The organism is Vitiosangium sp. GDMCC 1.1324, from assembly GCF_003044305.1.
Lineage (GTDB): Bacteria > Myxococcota > Myxococcia > Myxococcales > Myxococcaceae > Archangium.
In genome coordinates, this window is the sequence record NZ_PZOX01000001.1 from 717,158 (window position 1) to 736,266 (window position 19,109).

The 19,109-nt window shown below is 68.5% G+C and carries 12 protein-coding genes; 5 read left to right on the forward strand and 7 right to left on the reverse strand.

The genetic code is table 11. The features are described 5' to 3' along the window. The first annotated feature begins 70 nt into the window (after nucleotides 1-70). A complete protein-coding gene (locus tag DAT35_RS02775; RefSeq protein ID WP_108065299.1) occupies nucleotides 71-760 on the forward strand; it encodes a response regulator transcription factor in 690 nt (229 codons plus the stop codon). Next, the gene (locus DAT35_RS02780; protein ID WP_108065300.1) at nucleotides 757-2,124 is read left to right on the forward strand and encodes a HAMP domain-containing sensor histidine kinase; all 1,368 of its coding nucleotides are present in this window, start codon (nucleotides 757-759) and stop codon (nucleotides 2,122-2,124) included. Before DAT35_RS02775 ends, DAT35_RS02780 begins: the two co-directional genes overlap by 4 nt. Here the strand turns inward: DAT35_RS02780 and DAT35_RS02785 are convergent. The 4 genes from DAT35_RS02785 to DAT35_RS02800 form a co-directional block, all read right to left on the reverse strand. Next, the gene (locus DAT35_RS02785; protein ID WP_108065301.1) at nucleotides 2,121-3,725 is read right to left on the reverse strand and encodes an ABC transporter substrate-binding protein; all 1,605 of its coding nucleotides are present in this window, start codon (nucleotides 3,723-3,725) and stop codon (nucleotides 2,121-2,123) included. The genes DAT35_RS02780 and DAT35_RS02785 overlap by 4 nt on opposite strands. Further along, a complete protein-coding gene (locus DAT35_RS02790; protein WP_233261266.1) occupies nucleotides 3,712-4,827 on the reverse strand; it encodes an SCO family protein in 1,116 nt (371 codons plus the stop codon). Before DAT35_RS02790 ends, DAT35_RS02785 begins: the two co-directional genes overlap by 14 nt. Further along, nucleotides 4,824-6,812 (reverse strand): hypothetical protein, encoded by a 1,989-nt coding sequence (locus DAT35_RS02795; protein WP_108065302.1) that lies wholly within the window; start codon nucleotides 6,810-6,812, stop codon nucleotides 4,824-4,826. Before DAT35_RS02795 ends, DAT35_RS02790 begins: the two co-directional genes overlap by 4 nt. A 77-nt stretch (nucleotides 6,813-6,889) precedes the next feature. Beyond that, the gene (locus tag DAT35_RS02800) at nucleotides 6,890-12,034 is read right to left on the reverse strand and encodes a copper oxidase (protein WP_108065620.1); all 5,145 of its coding nucleotides are present in this window, start codon (nucleotides 12,032-12,034) and stop codon (nucleotides 6,890-6,892) included. Between the two features lie 589 nt (nucleotides 12,035-12,623). On the opposite strand from DAT35_RS02800, the gene DAT35_RS02805 reads away from it, so the two are divergent. Together DAT35_RS02805 and DAT35_RS02810 are read left to right on the forward strand one after the other, a co-directional pair. Beyond that, nucleotides 12,624-13,412 (forward strand): exodeoxyribonuclease III, encoded by a 789-nt coding sequence (locus DAT35_RS02805; protein ID WP_108065303.1) that lies wholly within the window; start codon nucleotides 12,624-12,626, stop codon nucleotides 13,410-13,412. Between the two features lie 18 nt (nucleotides 13,413-13,430). Next, a complete protein-coding gene (locus tag DAT35_RS02810; RefSeq protein WP_108065304.1) occupies nucleotides 13,431-14,210 on the forward strand; it encodes a 1-acyl-sn-glycerol-3-phosphate acyltransferase in 780 nt (259 codons plus the stop codon). Here the strand turns inward: DAT35_RS02810 and DAT35_RS02815 are convergent. Further along, nucleotides 14,197-14,721: a polymer-forming cytoskeletal protein gene (locus DAT35_RS02815; RefSeq protein WP_108065305.1), complete on the reverse strand. Its 525-nt coding sequence runs from the start codon at nucleotides 14,719-14,721 to the stop codon at nucleotides 14,197-14,199. The two genes, DAT35_RS02810 and DAT35_RS02815, sit on opposite strands and share 14 nt — an antisense overlap. Nucleotides 14,722-14,957: 236 nt before the next feature. On the opposite strand from DAT35_RS02815, the gene DAT35_RS02820 reads away from it, so the two are divergent. Further along, nucleotides 14,958-16,106, forward strand: a complete 1,149-nt coding sequence (locus DAT35_RS02820) for a cyclopropane-fatty-acyl-phospholipid synthase family protein (protein WP_108065306.1) — start codon at nucleotides 14,958-14,960, stop codon at nucleotides 16,104-16,106. A 37-nt stretch (nucleotides 16,107-16,143) separates the two neighbouring features. Here DAT35_RS02820 and DAT35_RS02825 read toward each other — a convergent pair whose 3' ends face one another. Beyond that, nucleotides 16,144-17,178, reverse strand: coding sequence for a low specificity L-threonine aldolase (locus DAT35_RS02825; RefSeq protein ID WP_108065307.1), 1,035 nt, complete (start codon nucleotides 17,176-17,178; stop codon nucleotides 16,144-16,146). Nucleotides 17,179-17,281: 103 nt separating this feature from the next. After that, complete coding sequence (locus DAT35_RS02830; RefSeq protein WP_158501522.1) at nucleotides 17,282-19,084, reverse strand: phospholipase D-like domain-containing protein; 1,803 nt, start codon at nucleotides 19,082-19,084, stop codon at nucleotides 17,282-17,284. Nucleotides 19,085-19,109 lie beyond the last annotated feature (25 nt).

The window sequence follows — 19,109 nt, forward strand, 5'->3', positions numbered from 1 at the left end:
TTTGATGGATTAAGAACGTCGATTCACTTCATCATTGCGAGCGGCGCCGAAGCATGAAGAGGGGGCGACCGTGAAGTGCCTGCTCGTCGAGGATGAAGAGAAGATGGTGAGCCTGTTGCGGCAGGGCCTGGGGGAGGAGGGGCACCAGGTCCATGTCTGCACCAATGGCCGGGCCGCTCTGGGTCAGGAGCCTCCCGAGGACTACGACGTCATCATCCTGGACTGGACCCTGCCGGACATGGACGGGGTCTCGGTGCTGCGCCAGTGGCGCGAGGCGGGAACGCAGACGCCGGTGCTGATGCTGACGGCCCGGGGGACCACCGGGGAGAAGGTGATGGGGCTGCGCGCCGGGGCGGACGACTACCTGGTGAAGCCCTTCGACTTCGACGAGCTGCTGGCGCGTCTGGAGGCCCTGCACCGCCGGGGCGAGCAGCAGGGCGGACCGGTGCGGCTGGGCTCGGTGCTGTTGGATCCTCGCCGCCGAGTCCTGCGCCGGGGGCTCCGGGAGGAATCGCTCACCGCGCGTGAGTTCTCCCTGATCTCCGCGCTGTCGCGCCAGCCGGGCGAGCCCCAGGTGCGGGCGAGGCTGATGGTGCAGATCTGGGGCCCGGACTTCGAGGGCAGCCCCAACGTGCTGGAAGTGTACGTGGGCTATCTGCGCGCGAAGCTGGAGCGGTTGGGCGCCGAGGACGTGTCCATCCGCGCGGTGCGGGGCGTGGGCTACACGCTGCGCGTCGAGCAGGGGAACCGCGCTTCATGACGCTCACCCGGCGTCTGTGGTTGCTGGGCGCCCTGGTTCCGGCTCTGGCCACGTTGGGGGCGCTCGTCATCGCCGGGCAGCTCTTCCGGTACGATCTGGAGGCTTCGCTGGATCGGGCCCTGCTGGCCCAGGCCGCGGTGGAGAGCGTCAGCCTCTTCGATGGCCCCGGACAGAAGGTGCACCTGCACATGGCCGTGTCGCCCCTCATCGAGCAGGTGCGCCCCTTTGCTCCCCGGGGCCAGCTCTTCGGCCCGGACGGGCGGCTGGTGATGCACTATCCACCGTTGCTGGAGGGCGAGCTCGCCACCGGTCTGCTGATGCCGGGAGATCCCCGGGTGCCGCCCCGGCTGTCCACCCACACGCTGCCGGATGGCACGCGTGTGCGCGAGGTGGTGGTGAGCGTGCGCTCGCCGCATGGGGAGCTGTACGCGCTGCGCCTGGAGGCGTCGCTGGCGCAGGTGGATGGCTCGGTGCGCGGCTACTACCGGAGGGCGTTCTCCATGGCCGCGCTCATGGGGCTGATGCTGCTGGTGCTGCAGACGTTCCTCGCCCGGCGTCTGGGCCGCAGGTTGAGCGCCATCACCCGCCACCTGACGCTCTTGCGCGAGGGGGATTTCTCCCAGGCGCCCTCCGTGGACGGGGGCTCGGATGAGATTGGCCAGCTGCGGGAGGTGCTCGCCGAGGCCACGGACAAGCTGCGTGGTGCTCGAGACGCGCAGGAGCGGCTCATCGCCGATGCCGCCCACGAGCTGCGTACCCCGCTCTCGCTCATGCGGACGCGGATGGATCTGGCGCTGCGGCGCGAGCGGAGCGCCGAGGAGCTGCGTGTCTCCTTCCGTGAGGCCCGGAGCGAGGTGGAGCGGCTGACGGTGCTTGCGGGCGAGTTGTTGGACCTGGCCGCGGCGGGGCGCGGGGAGTGGGATCGGAAGAAGTGGGATCTGGCCGCGGTGGTGAGCCACTCGGTGGAGGCGGCGCGCGCCGAGGCGGAGGTGCGTGGGCTGCTCATCCACCTGGAGGCTCCCGCGAGCGAGGAGGCCTGGATCGATCCGTGCGGCGTGCGACAGGCGGTGGACAACCTGCTGGCCAACGCCCTCAAGTTCTCCCCGAAGGGAGGGGAGATCCGCGTGCGCTTGTGGCGGGAGCGGGAGCGGTTGCGCATCAGCGTGGCGGACGAGGGCCCTGGCATTCCGCCCTCGGAGCGGGAAGCGGTATTCGCCCCCTTCCGGAGGTTGCCCGGCTCCGAGCCTGGCGCGGGGCTCGGGTTGGCGATCGTCCGCGAGGTGGCGCGGCGTCACGGGGGCCGCGTCTGGGTGGAGCCGGCAACGGTGAGGGGCGCGGAGCTGGTGCTGGAGCTGCCCATCTAGGGAGAGAGCGGAATCCAGGCGGAGGCGGACTCCAGCCGGCCGCTCGCCGTGTCCAGACGTACCAACTGAGCGCCCTGCACACCCACGCGGCGGTTGACGCCGAAGGTCACGGGTGGAGTCACCCCGGTATCGAAGTCTCGCAGCTCCTCCAGCCGCAGCATCAGATCCGCGCGCGTCACGTCCGCGCCCGAGCGCCGCAAGGCTTCCACCAGCACACGCGACGCCGCATACGCGCCGAGCTGGAACGCCACATGGCGTGGGCGCAGGCCGTGGCGCTCGAGGAAAGAGGAGAAGGCGCGCAGGTGGGCCTCGCGTCCCTCCACTCCCGGTGGGTAGACGAAGAGGACGGGGAGCGAGCTGCCCGCCACCACCGAGGGCTCGGCCAGACTGGCCGGGGCATACACGCTCGTCTCCAGCTTCCAGGGCTCCAACGTCTCCAGCAGCGCCTTCAGGCCCGAGGGAGGGCCGGCGTAGAGGATGGCGGGAGGTGGCGTCCGGCGCAGCCTCTGGAGCGCCTCGGGCACCGGAGCACCGTCCACCAGTGGCAGCTCCACCGGTTCGGGCAGCTCCCGCCGCAGGGCTTCCTCGCGCGCGGCACGGGCCCAGGCGAGGCCTCCGGCATCCTCCGCCCGCACCACCACCAGGGGCTGGCGGCGCAGCACCCGCCGCTCCTCGTCGGCGCGCGCCAGATGTTGCACCACCAGACGGGCCTGCACGGGCTCCTCGGGGTAGAGGAAGAAGATGGGACTGTCGCTGTCCCCGGCACCCTCGCCGAGCGCGATGGGGAGCACGAGCGGAGCACCCTCGCGCCGCAGCCGTGCGTCCGAGGCGGGCGTGCCCTTGCGCAGGTTGCCCACCAGGGCGAGCACGCCCCGCTCCAGCAAACGCGTGGTGGCATCCGGGCCCACCACCGCGGGCCCCGGCTCGTAGAGCGCCGAGTCGTCCTCCACCACCAGCTCCAGCTTCCGCCGGAAGATGCCTCCGCCCGCGTTCACCTCCGAGAAGGCGGCTCGAAGCACCTGCGCCACGTCCTCTCCGGCCTCGCCCAGCCGTCCCCTGAGCGGCAGCGCCGCACCCACCGTGAGCGTGGTGGGGGAGATGCCCGGATCCGGCGTCTCACCCAACTTCCCCAGATAGGCGAGCAGCTCTTCGCCTTCCGCCTGCCCGAGCACATAGCGCGGCATGGTCGTCCCCAGGGGGCGCCCACTGGCGGACACGCCCTCGGTGATGGCGCGCAGCAGGGTGTCGCGTCCATAGGCGGGACGCGAGCGATCCTCCACGTCCACGGAGGCGCGCGGACGCGGGTGGCGCAGGGCCTCGGGGCGGATGTCCGGCACCTCCACGCCGCCTTCCTGGCTGCCGCGTCCGGACGGCGTGTGACAGCGCGCGCACGCGGCCACGGAGCCGCTCATCTCTATCCGCTCGGGGCCGAGCAGTCCCACCAGAGGTGCGCCTCGGACGCTCTCGCCGCGCTGGAAGAGACTGCGCCCCTTCCTGGCCGCCTCCGGATCCACGGGGGCCGCGGGTGTCTCCTTGCGGCAAGCGCCCAACAGCAACAACCCGACGACGGCCACCCGGAGCACGCCCCTACCGGGGATCATCGAGGTGCTCCACGGCGTACACGAGGTTGTCCACGAGAGACATGGCAGGCGCCTTCACCCACATGCCGGTGGCCGCGTTACCAATGAGCAGGGTGGAGCTGTGGGTATTGGGATCGTCCGTGTAGCCACCGAGCTTCTTGAGGACGAGGGAGATATTCTCGCGGGCTCCGGTGAGGAAGTACCAGCCAGGCCCGACGCCGAACTTCTTCGTGAAGCGGGCGAGGGTCTCCGGAGTGTCGTTGGCGGCGTCCACGGAGAGGGTGATCATGGTGATGTCCTTGCCCACGCGGCCACCGAGCTTCTTCTGGACCTCGGCGAGGTGTTTCGTCATGGGCGAGCAGACCCCCTTGCACGAGGTGAAGGCGAAGTTGATGAGGACCTTCCGGCCGCGGATGAGGTCCTCGTAGAAGCGGTGCGTCTTGCCATGCTGATCCACCAGCTCGGTGTTGGTGAAGTAGCGAGAGGCGGCGGCGTCCTGGGCGGCGGTGGAGGAGGTGTCCAGCTCGGCGGGAGGCGCGGAGGCGGCACGCACCTCGCGAATGGCCTCGTGGATGGAGGCGGCCGAGCCGAGACCATCCACGCGCACCCACTTGTCGGCGGTGGCGTTGCCCACGAGGACGAGGGGGCGGTGGGCCTCCTTGTCCGGGGTGTAGCCGCCGAGCGCCACCAGGGCCTCCTTCACCTTGTCCGGCTCGCCAGTGAGGAAGGACCAGCGGGGCCCTGGGGAGAAGGGCTCGGCGAAGCGGGCGAGGCGGTCGGGAGTGTCGTTGGCCACGTCCAGGGTGATGGAGATGAAGCGCACGGGGCTGTTGGGCCCCAGCTCCTTCTGCACGCGCGCCAGGGTGGCCGTCATCGGCGAACAGATGGTCTTGCAGCGGGTGAAGATGAAGTTGATGGCCACGACCTGGCCGCGGACGAGATCGGACCAGAGCCGTACCTGGTTGCCGTGCTGATCCACGAGGGGGACATCGGGCACCTGGATGCGGAGGGAGTCAGGGGCGGGGGCTGGGGCGGGAACACGTGCCGTCTCCTGCGCGGAAGCAACTGCGGGCGAGGCGAGCAGGAGCAGCAGGGCCAGGGCCCGGGTGAGCACGTTCATCATCGGTGGGCCTCGGGAGAGGGGAGGGCGGCCAACGCGGGCTGGACGCCAAGGGTGAAGTGGGGGAGCGAGCCGAGCCTGGCGCCGCGGCCTTCCACGCCCACGAGGAACTGGTACTGACCAGGCTCGGGTGGGGAGACCTCGACCTCGAAGAGCCCCTCCTCCACGAGCCGGGGCGTGGGCCGCTGCAACCAATGGCCCGAGGGCGGGCGGAACATCAGCACCTGCACCTCTTCGGGCTGCACCGGGCGCGAGTCCTTTCCGTGCGGCGTGGGCGTCAGCCGGAAGCGCAGCGTGGCCGGAGCTCCGGCGATGAGCGGCGCGGTCGTATCGAACTCGGGGGTGACGGTGACGGGCAGCTTGCGGAAGGCGGAGGCGTCCTCGGGGACTCCCCGCACGTCCCACTCCAGACAGGCCACCGTGCGCGGGGAGTCCAGGAGGAGGAACACGTCGTGGATGCCGTTCTCGCGCACCACGGCCTCGGAGGTGAAGACGCCGGGCTCCACCTCGCGCAGCGAGCGGTCCAGCACCAGCACTGCCTTGGGCTCGCGGCCGTAGTTCAGGTGGGTGCCGCGTGGCGCCATCATGCCCTCGGTGTAGAGGAAGAGGGCGCGATCCGCGGTGCCCGCGACGATGACGCTGTTGCCTTCGGGCATCACGGCGATGGGGGCCGAGCGGCCCAGCTCCTTCGCCGCCGACGGTCGCTTCTGGCCCATGGTCACCTGGACGAGGGAGGGCTTGCCTTCCTTCTCCAGCGAGGCCAGCTCGACGAGGGTCACGCGGGCGTCCTCGGTGTTGCGCACGTAGGCGAAGGCGCTGGTGAAGACGAGCCGATCCGGCGCGGAGAAGCCGCTGAGGGTATGGGCCACCTGGCTGGAGGCGGCATCGAGGACGTCCACGCGGTCGCCGCGCGGGTAGAGGACGAAGGCCCAACGGCCAGAGGGGTCGAAGCGCAGCTCGCCAGGGGCGGGGGCCAGGGGGATGCGGCGCGCTACTTCGCGCCGGGTGGTGTCCACCACCAGCGCCTCACCGGTGCGCTCCTGCACGGCGTAGAGGGCCTTGGCCACCTCGCTGTAGGCGATGGCGCCCACGCCGCTGCCCACCTCCACGCGGCCCAGCTCCTCGAGCGAGGCCACGTCCACCGCCACCAGCGCATCATCCTCGGAGCTGGAGACCCACGCCGTCCGGCCTCCGTCGCCAAAGGCGAAGGCGTGCTTGCCAGCGCCGACCTCGAGTGTGCGCAACACCTCGTAGGTGCCGGTGTCGATGACGGAGACGGTGCCGTCTCCTTCATTGGCCACCCAGACGGTGCGCCCGTCCGGGCTGACGGCCAGTGCTCCCGGCTGCTTCCCCACGCGCACGTTGCGCACCACCACGAAGCGGCGCAGGTCCACCACGGACACCGTTCCGTGCACGGGGATGGAGAGGAAGAGGGCCTTCATGTCCGGTGGCAGTACCCAGTCCGCGGGCGCGCCTCCCAGCGACACCAGGTTCTGGAGCTTGGTGCGGTTCAGGGCGATCTGCGGATCGATCACCGACAGCGTGTGATCATGGTTGAGGGTGAGGAAGAGATAGGAGTTGAGGTTGGCGTCGGCGCGGGCCGCCAGCAGACCGCCCAGGTACGTCTGGATGCGCTCCTTGCAGGCCACCTCGTCGGGCGCCGCCTGCCCTTCCGGGCGACGGCTGATCCACCCGAGCGGACGGACTCCGCGCAGGGGCTCGCCGGTGCGGGGATTCGTGAGGGCGAAGCGCGCCGGGCCCTCCAGGGGAGTGCCACGTTCGGCGCCGGGTATCCGGGCACGCAGTTGCAGATCGAAGCGCACGGCCACGTCCGGACGCGTCACCGTCACGGGCGGTTGCGCGGGCAGGGCCACGGGCTCGAGCTGCGGCTCGGAGGACGGCGCGCCGCGAGGAAGGAACAGCCATCCCGCGGTGGCCAGGAGCCCCGCGAGCATGGCGCTCGCGGCGAGGAGGAGACGCTTTCTCATGAGAAGGAGTGATTCCGTGTCGGGGGAGGGCGGCGCGGCGGACGCAGGGGCCTCGCGCCGCCCTCGGGATGAAGGGACTACTTCACGCGCAGCACGCCCCAGAGTCCTCCACCGCTCCACTGGAAGCTGGGCATGTCGCGGTAGAGGTAGTCACCCGGAGCGCGGGTCACGCCACCCGCGCCGTACTCGGGGATGAAGTTCCAGGACTGCATGACGGACATGCCGCCCTGGGTGGCGATGACGTACGAGGTGGGGTTGGGACCCATGCGCAGGGACGAGGCACCATTGGCCCACGCATTGGCGTACCACTCGGCGCCGTGGAGCGCGAAGGCGTGCTGGCGCGAATGACCCGAGGGGTGGCCCACGCGCATCCGGAGCAGCTCGCCCGCGTTCGCGGTGAACAGGGGCGTGGCGGGATCTCCGTACGCCGCGGAGCTGAGGATGTCACCCAACTCCATGTCGTTGATGTCCTCGGGATCCGTCTGCGGTGGCACACCCAGGCGGGCCCAGAGGGGCTCGGTGCGGTAGTTGAACGCCTTCAGGCCGGTATCCTGGGAGTCGTCGATGCCGCTGATGTTGCGCAAGGCGGTGCCGCTGTTGAGTCCGTCCGTGTCCCAGAACTGCGACTGGGTCGAGTGCAGGCCAAGGTCATCCTGGTAGAGGAGGACGAGCTCGCGGAACGTCTCCGACTGGCCAGCCACGTTCGTGTGCCTCACACGGGCCTGGGCGTCGGTGCCCGAGTCGGTGGTCCAGGTGGCGTCGGGCGGCTCGATGATGAGCGCGCCGATGCCGCCGTGCATGCCGTGGTTCACCACGTCCGCCATGTTGCGCAGGTTGACGATGCCGAACTCCACCGGCGTGTAGATGCCGCGGCGGATGGGCGACGCGTAGGTGTAGCTGCGGAAGTCGCCGGTGTACCAGCGGTAGACCCGCTTGCCGCCGGGGGGCACCGTCTGGAGGGCGTTGAGGCCCACGTTGGCGCCGTCGTCCGTGTTCACGTCGTAGTTGACGAGCTGCGGATGCAGCGAGACGTGGTTGGAGGGCCGCACCTGGTTGACGTTGAAGTACCGGGTGATGGCCGAGTGGTGTGCCCACTGCGGCGTCTTCTTGAGCTGGGTGGGCAGGCGGTTGGTGAGCACCACCTGGACGCACTCGCCGGCCCGGGCGCGGAGGATGAGCGGCTCCGGCTTGCGTGCTCCACTGCGGAGGTCCGTCAGGTACTCGTCCCTTGCGAACAGGATGGCATCGGGATCGAAGATTCCGTACTCGCTGTTGTAGACGAGCCGGCCTCCCGGCAACCAGTTGGCAGCGTCGATCGCGGACACCCGGTAGATGCGCACCACGCTGCCACGGGGGCACGCATCCACCTTCGCGGGCTTGATGCCGAACCACCCCAGGGCCTCCGCTTCCTCCACGAGCCGCGGGTCGAGCTTCTTCATCTCCTCGGGGTACGCCATGGCGTACTCCAGCGTGCGTGTCGCGACCTTCTTTCCCTCGTCATCCACCTCGTCGGACACCTGGATCGTCTCCTCCTTGTCCGGGTCCAGCTTCACGAGCACGGACTCCACGGGCATCTCCAGCAGGGGCACCGGCTCCCAGGCGCGCAGCAGCTCCTTGTAGGAGAGGGCAGAGGAGTCCAGCGTGACGTAGTCCGCGGCCTGGAGCGCCAGGTGGCCGAGCGTCTTCAGACCCGACTGCTTCTTCTTGTACGTGCGCATCAGGCCCCACATGCCATTCCACAGGTCGCCGCTGGAGGCGCTCTGGTACATGTAGTCGGCGGTCTCGTAGGTACCGCCGATGGGGGGCAGACCGTTGGTCAGGTTGAACTCGAAGTGCTCGGACATGCCGATCGGCTGCGCGTTGAAGTAGCCGCTGTGAGGATTGGCGCCCTCGCGCAGCCACTTGTTGCCGTGCAGGGTGAAGGAGTGTTGCTCCTCCTGGGAGCCCTGGATGAGGCGGATCTTCACCTTGTCGCCCTCGTAGCCGCGCAGCAGCGGGGTGTAGGGATCGCCGTGCAGGTCCGAGCGGAAGACGTTGGCCATGTCACCGCGGGTATCCGTGCGCTGCACGCGGTTGGCGCAGCGCGTGGGGCGCTGGCTGATACGCAGGGGGATGGGCTCGTTGCGGTAGTTGATGAGCATGGTGCCCGGGTCCGCGGCGCTGATGGCCTCGGGGAGGGGCGTCGCCTCGAAGTCCACCGCCCACGGGAGCGACGTCTCCTTGTAGTTGGGCGGGTTCACCGGCTGACCACACTCGTCATAGGCGATGGCGTAGTCGCCGAAGGCGAGCGCGAACTCGCGGAAGCTGTTGGCGGGATCCTTCGTGAGGATGTCCGCCTGCCAGCTCGTGGGGCCACCGTCGCTCGGGCGCGTGCCGTAGTAGACGCCCGTCTGCGGATGCCTCCACTTCGAGCCCTTGGGCTCCACGATGAGCGCGCCGTAGAAGCCGTGCTGCTGGTGGCTGGAGGGCCCGAAGTGATCATGCGAGAAGACCGTCTCGATGGTGCGCTCCTGGCCCTTGGCGTCCGTGAGCGGGTCCGCCCACCAGCGCTGGGTGGTGGTCTGCGCGCCCATCACGCCCAGGCGTGGGTGCACCTTCGCCGTGAGCTGGACTCGCGGCCCACTGGGATCCACCGTGCCATCGGCCGCATAGGCGCCGCCCGCGGTGGTGATCTTGTCGATGCGGTGCAACACCTCCTGGAAGGAGAACGTGCCGTCCTCGTAGTTCCACCCGTTGCCCGCGCCGTCCGCGGCCATCACGTCGAACTTCACCAGGTGGATGTGCTGCCCGATGGTGTCCGTGGGTGTGTACACTTGGTAGTCGTCCGCCTCGAGCTCGTTGGGGATGAGGTTGGTGGGGTAGAAGGTGATGCACTCCCCGGACTCGGCCCGGAAGAAAAAGGGCTCCGGGGGCCGGGCACCGCTCTGGGTCGCGGTCACGTCGTCGTTGAGCACCATGAGGCGCGCCTGCCGGTCATGCCAGCCGGCCCGGTTCATGTTCTGCAGATCGATCTGCAGATAGGCGGCGCGGTACTCGCGGCGCGGTGCGGAAGTGGGGCAGGGATCCGCGAAGGGCGCGCCCGCCACCGGCTTGCGGCCGTTGACGTAGAAGAAGCCCGGTGCGCCGGTCGCCGTGTAGGACGGATAGGCCGCGACGATGTCCGTCGTGTAGTAGGGCCTCGGCACGAAGCTGGCGCTGGGGAACTCTCCGCCATGGAAGGACATGGCCTTCTTCTCCATGGGCGTGCCGTCCTGGGGCAGCAGCTTCACGTCCAGCGCGTGGTGGTCCACGTAGAAGCGCTTGCCGGGCAGCCCGTATGTGGAGGGCCCGATCGCCTTGGTGATGATGTGGCGGGGCAGTCCACCGTCCTCCTCGATATCCAACGGGGGCTGGGGCGCGCGGTGGCCGGCCTTGCCGGCGACATAGAAGGGGTAGCCCGGGAAGGCGGGCCGCAGCACCTTGGCGCCGCTCGCGTCCGTCACCAACGTGTCCACGTAGGTGGGCATGGGCGGCATGGCCCGCGCCGGGATGGGGATGACGGCGGGGTTGGGCGTGCCTCCGGTGATCTCCGCGTCCGGCAGGAGGCGATCCTTCGTGCCGGCCTCGAAGACGTCATGCACGCGCCACAGCGCCCACATGCCCTGGGCGAAGTGGGGGTAGAGGTGGCAGTGGTGGATGGAGTCGCCCGGGGTGAGGTTGCGGTTGCCGGAGCCGCCGTAGTTGATGTCGTAGGTGAAGCTCGAGCCCGGTCCGATCGTCTGCGAGTCCAGGTAGTTGGAGTTCTCCTCGCCCGGAGAGAGCTTCCACTGGTGGGCGTGGAGGTGGAAGACGTGCGTCTCCGCCGGGCCCGCGTGGATGTTGCGGATGCGGACCGGATCCCCCAGGTAGCTGTGGTGCACGTTGGAGGGATCATCCGGGTAGAGCGCGCGCACCGCCTGCCCCTTCCAGTCCTTCTCCACGTTGAGGGCGGGGTCTCCATTGGCCCAGGACTCGAGGAAGAACTCCTCGTACATGCAGTCGGCGCAGTCCTTCGTGGGGCCGATCTTCGCCCGGTTGGCGAGCAGCTCCGCGCCCGCGCCGGCCACGCCGTAGTTGATGCCGAAGCCGTCGCGCACGCCGTGGAAGGTGGGGTTCCAGTCCAGCTCGTCGAAGGCTTGCACCGCCTTGATCTCGTCGTGGTAGAGGGCGGTGATCTCCCGGAAGTGGCCCTGATCCTTCGAAGTGAAGGTGCCCACGCTGGTGCGGGTGTAGCCCGTGACGATGGCCTCCAGGTCCCCGTGCACGATCTCGTTCGTCCCCGTGTCGAGGATGTTCAGCAGGGGTCGACCCTTGGAGTCCCGGGCCTCGTAGTCGATGAGCGGGGTGCCGTCCGGATTGGACAAGGGCAGGCCCTTGGAGTCCTTGCGGGTGGCCGTTTGCAGCACCGCGGCGGACACCTTGGAGCGGTACCAGCTCGAGCCCGCGGGCTCCACATTGACGGCGCCAAAGAGCCCCTGGGCGGTGGAGCCGCCGTCGCCCTCGCCACCAAAGGAGGCGCCCATGCTGTACATGAAGAAGGCGCCTTCGTGGTCCGCGTAGAAGTTGTACGTGTGGCTGTCGCCGACCTTGACGAGCGAGCTGGGGTTCTGGCCCACGAACGCGCCATCATCATTCGCGACATTCCAGTACTGCAGGCCCTGCACGTGCACCGAGGCCCGGCGGGTGTAGGGGGAGTCGTCCTTGTGGTTGTTGTCGAATTCCTTGTCCTGGCCCTCGAAGAACCAGATCCCTCCCACGGCCTTCCCCTCCAGGAACGAGGCCACCCGGTTCCAGGAAGGGGTGAACACCCAGGTGGGCAGGAGCTTGCGCACCATCGAGTAGCCCGAGCCCGGTTCCCCCACCTGGGTGACGGTGGGCTGGGATTGGTGGGGGCTGGGGATGTCCGAGCGCGTGGGCGCCAGCCAGTTGGTGAAGTGGATCTGCAGGCAGTCGCCCACGTTGGCGCGCAGCGTGAGGGGGCGCGGGCGCTTGTCCAATCTCAGACGTACATTGCCCGGACCGATCGGCCGGGAGCCATCGATGGGCTCCACGTCCCGTCTCAGGGCATACATCATTCCCGTGGGGTTGTACGAGCCGAACCGGTTGTAGGTGTAGACCTGATCCAAGGCCACCACGTCGGCGGTGATGGTGCGCTTGCACTCCACCGCCAGGCCGGCCTGGATGGATGGCTCCACCAGGGGCATCTCCTGGGAGGCCACGGTCTGTGAGCCGGCGGGGGGTGATTTCTGTGCGTCGCCGCTCTGGCAGGCCACTCCCGAAGCGAGCAACGCCGTCAGGAGCGCGCGGCGCGGTGCCGACGCTCGCGCGGGCGTCCTCGTTCTTTCATGTCTTGTTCGTGCCAACACGTCTCCCTCCCTGAAGGGTCATGCTGTCTGTCATTTCTGAGAGGTTTCTCAGGCTGAGAGTCCTCTCAGGAATGTGTTGCATCGGGGAAATGCTTGCATCTTCAATCAGAAACACTGCGTTCCAGGAGCCAATAGGAAGGAGTGCGATGTGAAAGTAAAGCCAGTGCGCAACCTCGCGAACTCACTGGCGGGGAAACGCGGCGCGTGGGCATGTCTGAGAATTCTCTGAGGAGTGGCCCTCGCGGGGAGTCGGGCACCCGGGACACCCTGGGGCTTCCCCCGGACGCACGCCTGGCCCTCCCTGGGTGGCGAAGCCCACGTCCGCCCACAGGCCGCGCGGTGCCTGGCCGAGGAGGCGTCCGGCCTCACCTTTGAGGTAAGGAGGGACTGGACTCACGCGCGCCCGTCAGGCAAGGAGGACAGTACCGTGCGAATCGTCTCGTGGAACGTGAACGGGCTGAGGTCGGTCCACAAGAAGGGCTTCCTGGACTGGCTGGCGGCCGAGAAGGCGGACGTGGTGGGCGTGCAGGAGGTGCGGGCCCGCGAGGAGCAGCTCCCGGACGAGGTGCGGACGCCCGAGGGCTGGCGCACCACCCACTTCGTCTCGGCGGTACGTCCCGGCTACAGCGGGGTGGGGCTCTTCGCGCGCAAGGCCCCGGATGACGTGGAGACGGCACTGGGCGTGAAGGAGATGGACGCCGAGGGCCGACTGCAGGTGGCGCGCTTTGGCCGCCTCACGGTCGTCAACTGCTACTTCCCCAATGGCAACGGCAAGGAGCGGGACAACAGCCGAGTGCCCTTCAAGCTGGCGTTCTACCGCCGCCTCTTCAAGAAGCTGGAGAAGGGATTTCGCGACGGCGAGCGCATCCTCGTGATGGGGGACTTCAACACGGCGCACCAGGAGATCGACCTGGCGCGTCCCAAGGACAACCGGGAGACGAGCGGCTTCCTCCCCGAGGAGCGCGAGGAGTTCGACCGGTGGCTCCGCGCCGGCTGGGTGGACTCCTTCCGCCACTTCGAGAAGGGGACGGGGCACTACAGCTGGTGGAGCCAGCGCTTCGGGGTGCGCGAGCGCAACGTGGGCTGGCGGCTGGACTACGTCCTGGCCTCGCCCGGGGCCATGCCCTACGTCAAGCGAGCAGCCATCCACCCCCACATCCTCGGTTCGGACCACTGCCCGGTGAGTGTGGATCTGGACCCGAAGGTCCGCCGCTGATAGGCCGGGAAGAACCTCATGAACGCACTGCTCTCCATGTATGCGTGGCTGGAAACCGGCGTGGTGGCCCTGACGGGCTTCTGCGTGCAGGCCCCGCTGATCGTCACCTGGCCCTTCGACCGGCGGAAGGTGGTGACGGGGCGCGCCTTCCGGCTCATCGGCGTCACCGCGGCCAAACTCAACCCCTTCTGGAAGTTCGGCGTGCACGGCAAGCCGGTGCCCCCCGCGGGACGCACGGTGGTGGTGAGCAACCACGAGTCCAACGCGGACCCGTTCCTCATCTCCTTCCTGCCGTGGGAGATGAAGTGGCTGGGCAAGTCCTCGCTCTTCAAGATTCCCGTGGTGGGCTGGAGCATGTGGCTGGCCGGGGACATCCCCGTGCGCCGGGGTGAGAAGGACTCGGCCCAGGCCGCCATGGCCACCTGCGCCCGCTGGCTGGACAAGGGCATGCCGGTGATGATCTTCCCCGAGGGCACGCGCTCGAAGACGGACGAGCTGCTCCCCTTCAAGGACGGCGCCTTCCGGCTGGCCATCGAGGCGGGGGCGGACGTGCTGCCCGTGGCGGTGAGCGGGACGCGCCGGGCGCTGCCCAAGCACTCGTGGCGCTTCGCCACCTCGCGCGCGCTGGTGACGGTGGGTACGCCCATCTCCACCAAGGGCATGACGCTCGAGGACCTGGAGCGGCTCAAGAGCATGGCCCGCGAGCAGATCCTCGCGCTCCGGGCCTCGCTGATGCCTCACACGAGCGGTGAGGGCTCGGCGCCCTCCGAGGAGGAGCGGGCGGTCAGTCCTCGCTGAAGCGCAGCTCGCAGTGGGTGGTGCCCGTGCCGGAGATGAGGTGGCCCACCACGCTGCGGACGAGCTCCTCGCCGTTGAAGTTGATGGAGAGCTGGTTCTTCTTGCCGGCGATGGAGGCACCGTCGTCGGTCTTGACCCGGCCGCCCAAGGCGCTCACATCTCCCTCGATGGTGGCGTCCTTCCTGATGCGGACGTCCCCGCCGAGCGCCGTGACGTCGCCCGACACCCGGGCTCCCGACTCGATCGTTACCTTGCCGCGGAGGGCCACCACGTCATGCACGGTGGTGCCCGCGCGGACCACCACGTCTCCGTCGATGGCGACCGCGTCGTGGGCTGCATTGTCGCCCTCGACGATCAGGTCCTTGCCCTGGGCGACCAGGTCTCCCTTCTTGACGCTGATGGTGCACTTGTTGGGCTTGTCCGCTTTCTTGGCGTCGTCATCCGCGCGAGCGGAGACGGGCACGGCGAGCAGCGAGACGGCGGCGAGGGCGGACAGGAGGGACCTGGACATGGCGTGTGGGCTCCGGCGGGAGAAGCCGCTCTGGGCGGCGTACCGGGTTCTACGGACGTCCGCCGGAACGATTGCGAGGCATGGTCCGGGCCCGGTGTCGAGCTTTCTCGTCGGCGCAGTGCCACGCAGTTAGCTGACTCGAAGAGGTATCGAGGTCTCGCCTCCCCACGTAGAGTGCTTGGCCTCTCGCGTCATGCCGGAAACTCGGCCCGGCGCGAGCTTTCCAAGGAGGATTCATGGACGCTGTCACGTCGTTCCGTCTGAACCCGAAGGACCCTTCCGTCAACGCGCGTTATGGCGCTGGCAAGGTTCCCATGGCCACCCTGATTGAGGACTACATCCATCAGCGGCTCGACATCGAAGGTGACTTCCTGGCGTTCATTCGCGAGCGGCAGAAGGTCGTCGACTACAGGCCGGTGGCCGAGCACTTCAAGTTCCTCTTCACCCGCTTCCTGCCCGAGGTGGCGATCCACTCGCAGGCGCAGGACGTCCGCATCGCCCGCGAGCACTATGATCGCGGCAACGACTTCTTCGGCTGGTTCCTCGGGCCGAGGATGATCTACACGTCGGGCTTCTTCACCTCGCCCAACCAGACGCTCGAGGAGGCGCAGGACCAGAAGATGCGGCTGGTCGGCGAGAAGCTGCATCTGAAGAAGGGCGAGCGCTACCTGGACATCGGCTGTGGCTGGGGAACGCTGGTGGCGACCGCCGCCAAGGACTACGGCGTCGACTCCACGGGCGTCACCATCGCGGAGAAGGGGGCGGCGTACGCCACGGAGCAGATCGCGCGCATGGGCGTGAGCGATCGTGCCCGCATCCTCACCCTGGACTACCGCGACATCCCGCAGGGCCCGTACGACAAGATCTCCTGTCTGGAGATGGCCGAGCACGTGGGCGTGAAGAACTTCCAGGCCTTCATGAAGCAGGTCTACGGCATGCTCGCCGACGACGGTCTCTTCTACCTGCAGATCGCCGGGCTGCGTGCCAAGCAGGGCGTGCTGGGCTTCCACCTCGAGGATCTCGTGTGGGGCCTGTTCATGAACAAGTACATCTTCCCGGGCGCGGATGCCTCCATGCCGCTGTCGTTCGTGGTCAGCAACCTGGAGGCCGCGGGCTTCGAGATCCACAGCGTGGAGAACGTGGGCATCCACTACTCGCTCACCATCTCGCGCTGGTACGACAACTGGATGGCGAACCGCGCCGACGTCGTGAAGACCTACGGTGAGTGGTGGTTCCGCCTGTGGCAGATGTTCCTCGGCTGGTCCGTGGAGATCGCCGCCCAGGGCTCGTCGACCTGCTTCCAGATCGTCGCCAACAAGAACCTCGACCAGTTCAACCGCATGCGCTGGGTCGGGGCCACGAACCTCGGCGAGCGCGACCTCTAAGCCCGTCCGAGGTCGCGGCCGGTAGGACGTGCGTGGCTCAGCTGCCCGCCAGCTCTCGCAGCCGGGTGGCGAAGCCGCGCACGTCCTCCTCGGTGGTGTCGAAGGACGTCATCCAGCGCACCTCGGAGGTGGACTCGTCCCAGACGTAGAAGAACGTGTGTTCCTGCAGCCGGGGGATGAGCTCGGCCGGGAGGGTGGCGAAGACGCCGTTGGCCTGGGTGGGCCGGGTGAGGCGCACCCCGGGGATGGAGGAGACCTCCCGGGCGAGCAGTGCCGCCATGGCGTTGGCGTGGCGCGCGCTCTTCAGCCAGAGCTCGTCGGTGAGGAGCGCCTCGAACTGGGCGGCCACGAAGCGCATCTTCGAGGCGAGCTGCATGCCCTGCTTGCGGAGGAACCGGAAGTCGGGCGCCAGCTTGGGCTCGAAGACGACCACGGCCTCGCCCACCATGAGGCCGATCTTCGTGCCGCCGAACGAGAGCACGTCCACGCCGCAGTCGGTGGTGAGGGCGCGCAGCGGGAGCCCGAGCGCGGCGGCGGCGTTGGAGATGCGGGCGCCGTCCATGTGCAGGTACAGGCCGTGGCGGTGTGCCAGGTCCGCCAGCGCGCGGATCTCCCCGGGCGTGTAGACGGTGCCCAGCTCGGTGGACTGGGAGATGGAGATGACGCGCGGCTGGACGTGGTGCTGGTCTCCGAGTCCTCGGATGCGCGGCTCCACCAGCGCCGGGGTCAGCTTGCCGTCCGGGGTGGGGATGTCCACGAGCTTGCAGCCGGTGAGCTTCTCCGGGGCGCCGCACTCGTCCACGTTGATGTGGGCCGTCTCCGCGCAGAGGACGGCGTGGTAAGGCCGCAGGAGCGCGCTCAAGCCCAGCACGTTGGCGCCGGTGCCGTTGAAGACGAAGTGGACGTCCACGTGCGAGCCCAGGTGCTCGCGGAACTTCGCCACGGCGCGCTCGGTCCACGGGTCGCCGCCGTAGGCCAGGGCATGGCCCACGTTGGCTCGGGCGATGGCCTCGAGCAGGGTGGGGTGGATGCCCGCGTTGTTGTCGCTGGCAAAGCCTCGCTTGGGATTCATGGGCGGTTCGCTCCTGGGGGTCGGTGCGCTTTCGAGCGCTCCGTGTACCCAGGTCCAGCCGCCTTGTCGACGGGTCATCCCAGATGGGCGCGTGCTCCACTTCTCAGTGGTGAGCTCCATTCCAGGTGTGGTTGCTCGCGGCGTGGCCACCGTGCGCCTCCTCTGGGTGCGCGGGGGCGGACGGCGCTTCGGTGCCCGCGAAGAGTTGGCGGCCGAGCGCGTCAGCGCTCTTCTCGACGTAGAATCGATCGGTCCAGGTGTCGTCCTCTCGCAGGCTGAGGGGCGTGTCCGTGGCGGCCAGCCCGTGGAGGGTCCGCTTGGCGTTCTCTTTCGTCACGGCTCCGCGGAAGTGGTAGTGCTCGAACATCCGCATGAACTCCGTGACGTAGATGTCCGCGACCGCGAGGTCGCCGCGGATCATCAGGCTGTTCTCGTCGTTGGCCAGGGTGGAGTTGTTGGAGTAGTTGGCCGAGCCGGTGATGATGATCGGATCTGGCCCGAGCGGATTCACGGCGATGATCTTCGAGTGGATGTGGATGCCGGCGTGGTGGAAGTGCTCCGGCGTCATGAGGATCCGCTTCTGGAAGTCGTGGAGCGGTGAGCTGAGGGTGGTGGCGGCTCCCACCTCGTTGGAGGGGTCTCCTTCGATGATCCGGACCTGTTCGGGCTTGCCCAGGCTGCTCTCCTTGTCCACCAGGAGGTAGTGCAGGGTTCCCGGCTGAGTGTGCTCGCTGGAGAAGGTGTCCAGCAGGACCGGGGCCAGAGCGAACGGAGCGCACACCATCAGGTGGTTGGCCTGCTCGCAGAGCGAGGCGTATAGCGAGAGCATGTCGGAGTTCGCCTGGGGCGAGAGGATGGGCCACACGCCAGGGCCCGGGGGCAGCGTCTTCTGGTCCAGCACCGGAGAGAGCTTGCGGGCAGCGGCCTTGAGTTGCCGGGCCTGTGCATCCGCGAAGAGGAGCTGGAAGTACTTCTCGTAGGTGTCCGCGACCTCCTCGTCGTACACGGCGTGTCCCACGTTGAGCTGTCCGTAGATGGCGCCCTCCGTCCAGTTGGTGGAGCCGGTCCAGATGGCCTTCGGCGTTCCGTTCCGCAGGAGGACCACGAACTTGTTGTGGCTGATGGCGCCCTGCGGGTCCGCCTTGCGCTGATGGACCTGTGCCCCGCTCTGGGCGAGCTTGCTCGCGGCGGCCGCCGCCTCGTTCTTCTGCCAGGTGGTGTCTTTCGCCGTGGCCTTGCGGTCATGGTAGACGGCCTTCACCTCGACGCCGCGCTTCGCCGCCTCCACCAGCCCCGCCAACAGCTCTGGCTTCTGGAACTCGTAGATGGCGGCGTGGAGGGCGTAGCCCTTGCCACGGGCCTGGGCCAGGAATGCCAGCAGTGCCTCCTCGAGGCCGCGCGACAGCCATGTCAGCGCCGTCTGCCGCGTCTGGGGATCCATCTTGTCCGGGTCCTTGTTGCCGAACTTGTCGTTGTAGGCCTGGCTGGCCGCCGCGCCGCGGTTGAAGAAGACGGCCGTGCTCGTTTGGGAGGGATCCTCCGTCTTCAGGTCGAGCTCCACCGTTGCGCCGGAGGTCAGCCGATCCCAGCTTCCATAGCGCGCCACCACCCGGTAGCGGTATGCGGTCCCTGGCGTGACGGTGTAGTCCCCCCAACGGAACTTCTGGACGGGGGAGCGCTCGGTGCTGATGGGGCCGGTGCTCTTGTCCTTCGGGAACCGGAGCCGGTTGGGGAGCCACGTCCACTGAGGGGGGGTCTTCTGTTTCGGATCCAGCCGTGCTCGCTGGATGGAGAATCCGAGACAACCCTTCCGCAGACCCTCCTCCAGATCGATGCCCAGGAGGATGTTGTGTGTCCCCGCGATGGCGCGAACGGTCAGGCCGCCGCTGCTCTTGCTTACCCTCATGGTCCACCTCTCCGTGAACGGAGGG

Coding starts and splice junctions, on each gene's coding strand:
- DAT35_RS02780 (WP_108065300.1), top strand. CDS start 757: ATGACGCTCACCCGGCGTCTGTGGTTGCTGGGCGCCCTGGTTCCGGCT.
- DAT35_RS02785 (WP_108065301.1), bottom strand. CDS start 3,725: ATGATCCCCGGTAGGGGCGTGCTCCGGGTGGCCGTCGTCGGGTTGTTG.
- DAT35_RS02790 (WP_233261266.1), bottom strand. CDS start 4,827: ATGATGAACGTGCTCACCCGGGCCCTGGCCCTGCTGCTCCTGCTCGCC.
- DAT35_RS02795 (WP_108065302.1), bottom strand. CDS start 6,812: ATGAGAAAGCGTCTCCTCCTCGCCGCGAGCGCCATGCTCGCGGGGCTC.
- DAT35_RS02800 (WP_108065620.1), bottom strand. CDS start 12,034: ATGCCCCTGGTGGAGCCATCCATCCAGGCCGGCCTGGCGGTGGAGTGC.
- DAT35_RS02810 (WP_108065304.1), top strand. CDS start 13,431: ATGAACGCACTGCTCTCCATGTATGCGTGGCTGGAAACCGGCGTGGTG.
- DAT35_RS02815 (WP_108065305.1), bottom strand. CDS start 14,721: ATGTCCAGGTCCCTCCTGTCCGCCCTCGCCGCCGTCTCGCTGCTCGCC.
- DAT35_RS02820 (WP_108065306.1), top strand. CDS start 14,958: ATGGACGCTGTCACGTCGTTCCGTCTGAACCCGAAGGACCCTTCCGTC.
- DAT35_RS02825 (WP_108065307.1), bottom strand. CDS start 17,178: ATGAATCCCAAGCGAGGCTTTGCCAGCGACAACAACGCGGGCATCCAC.
- DAT35_RS02830 (WP_158501522.1), bottom strand. CDS start 19,084: ATGAGGGTAAGCAAGAGCAGCGGCGGCCTGACCGTTCGCGCCATCGCG.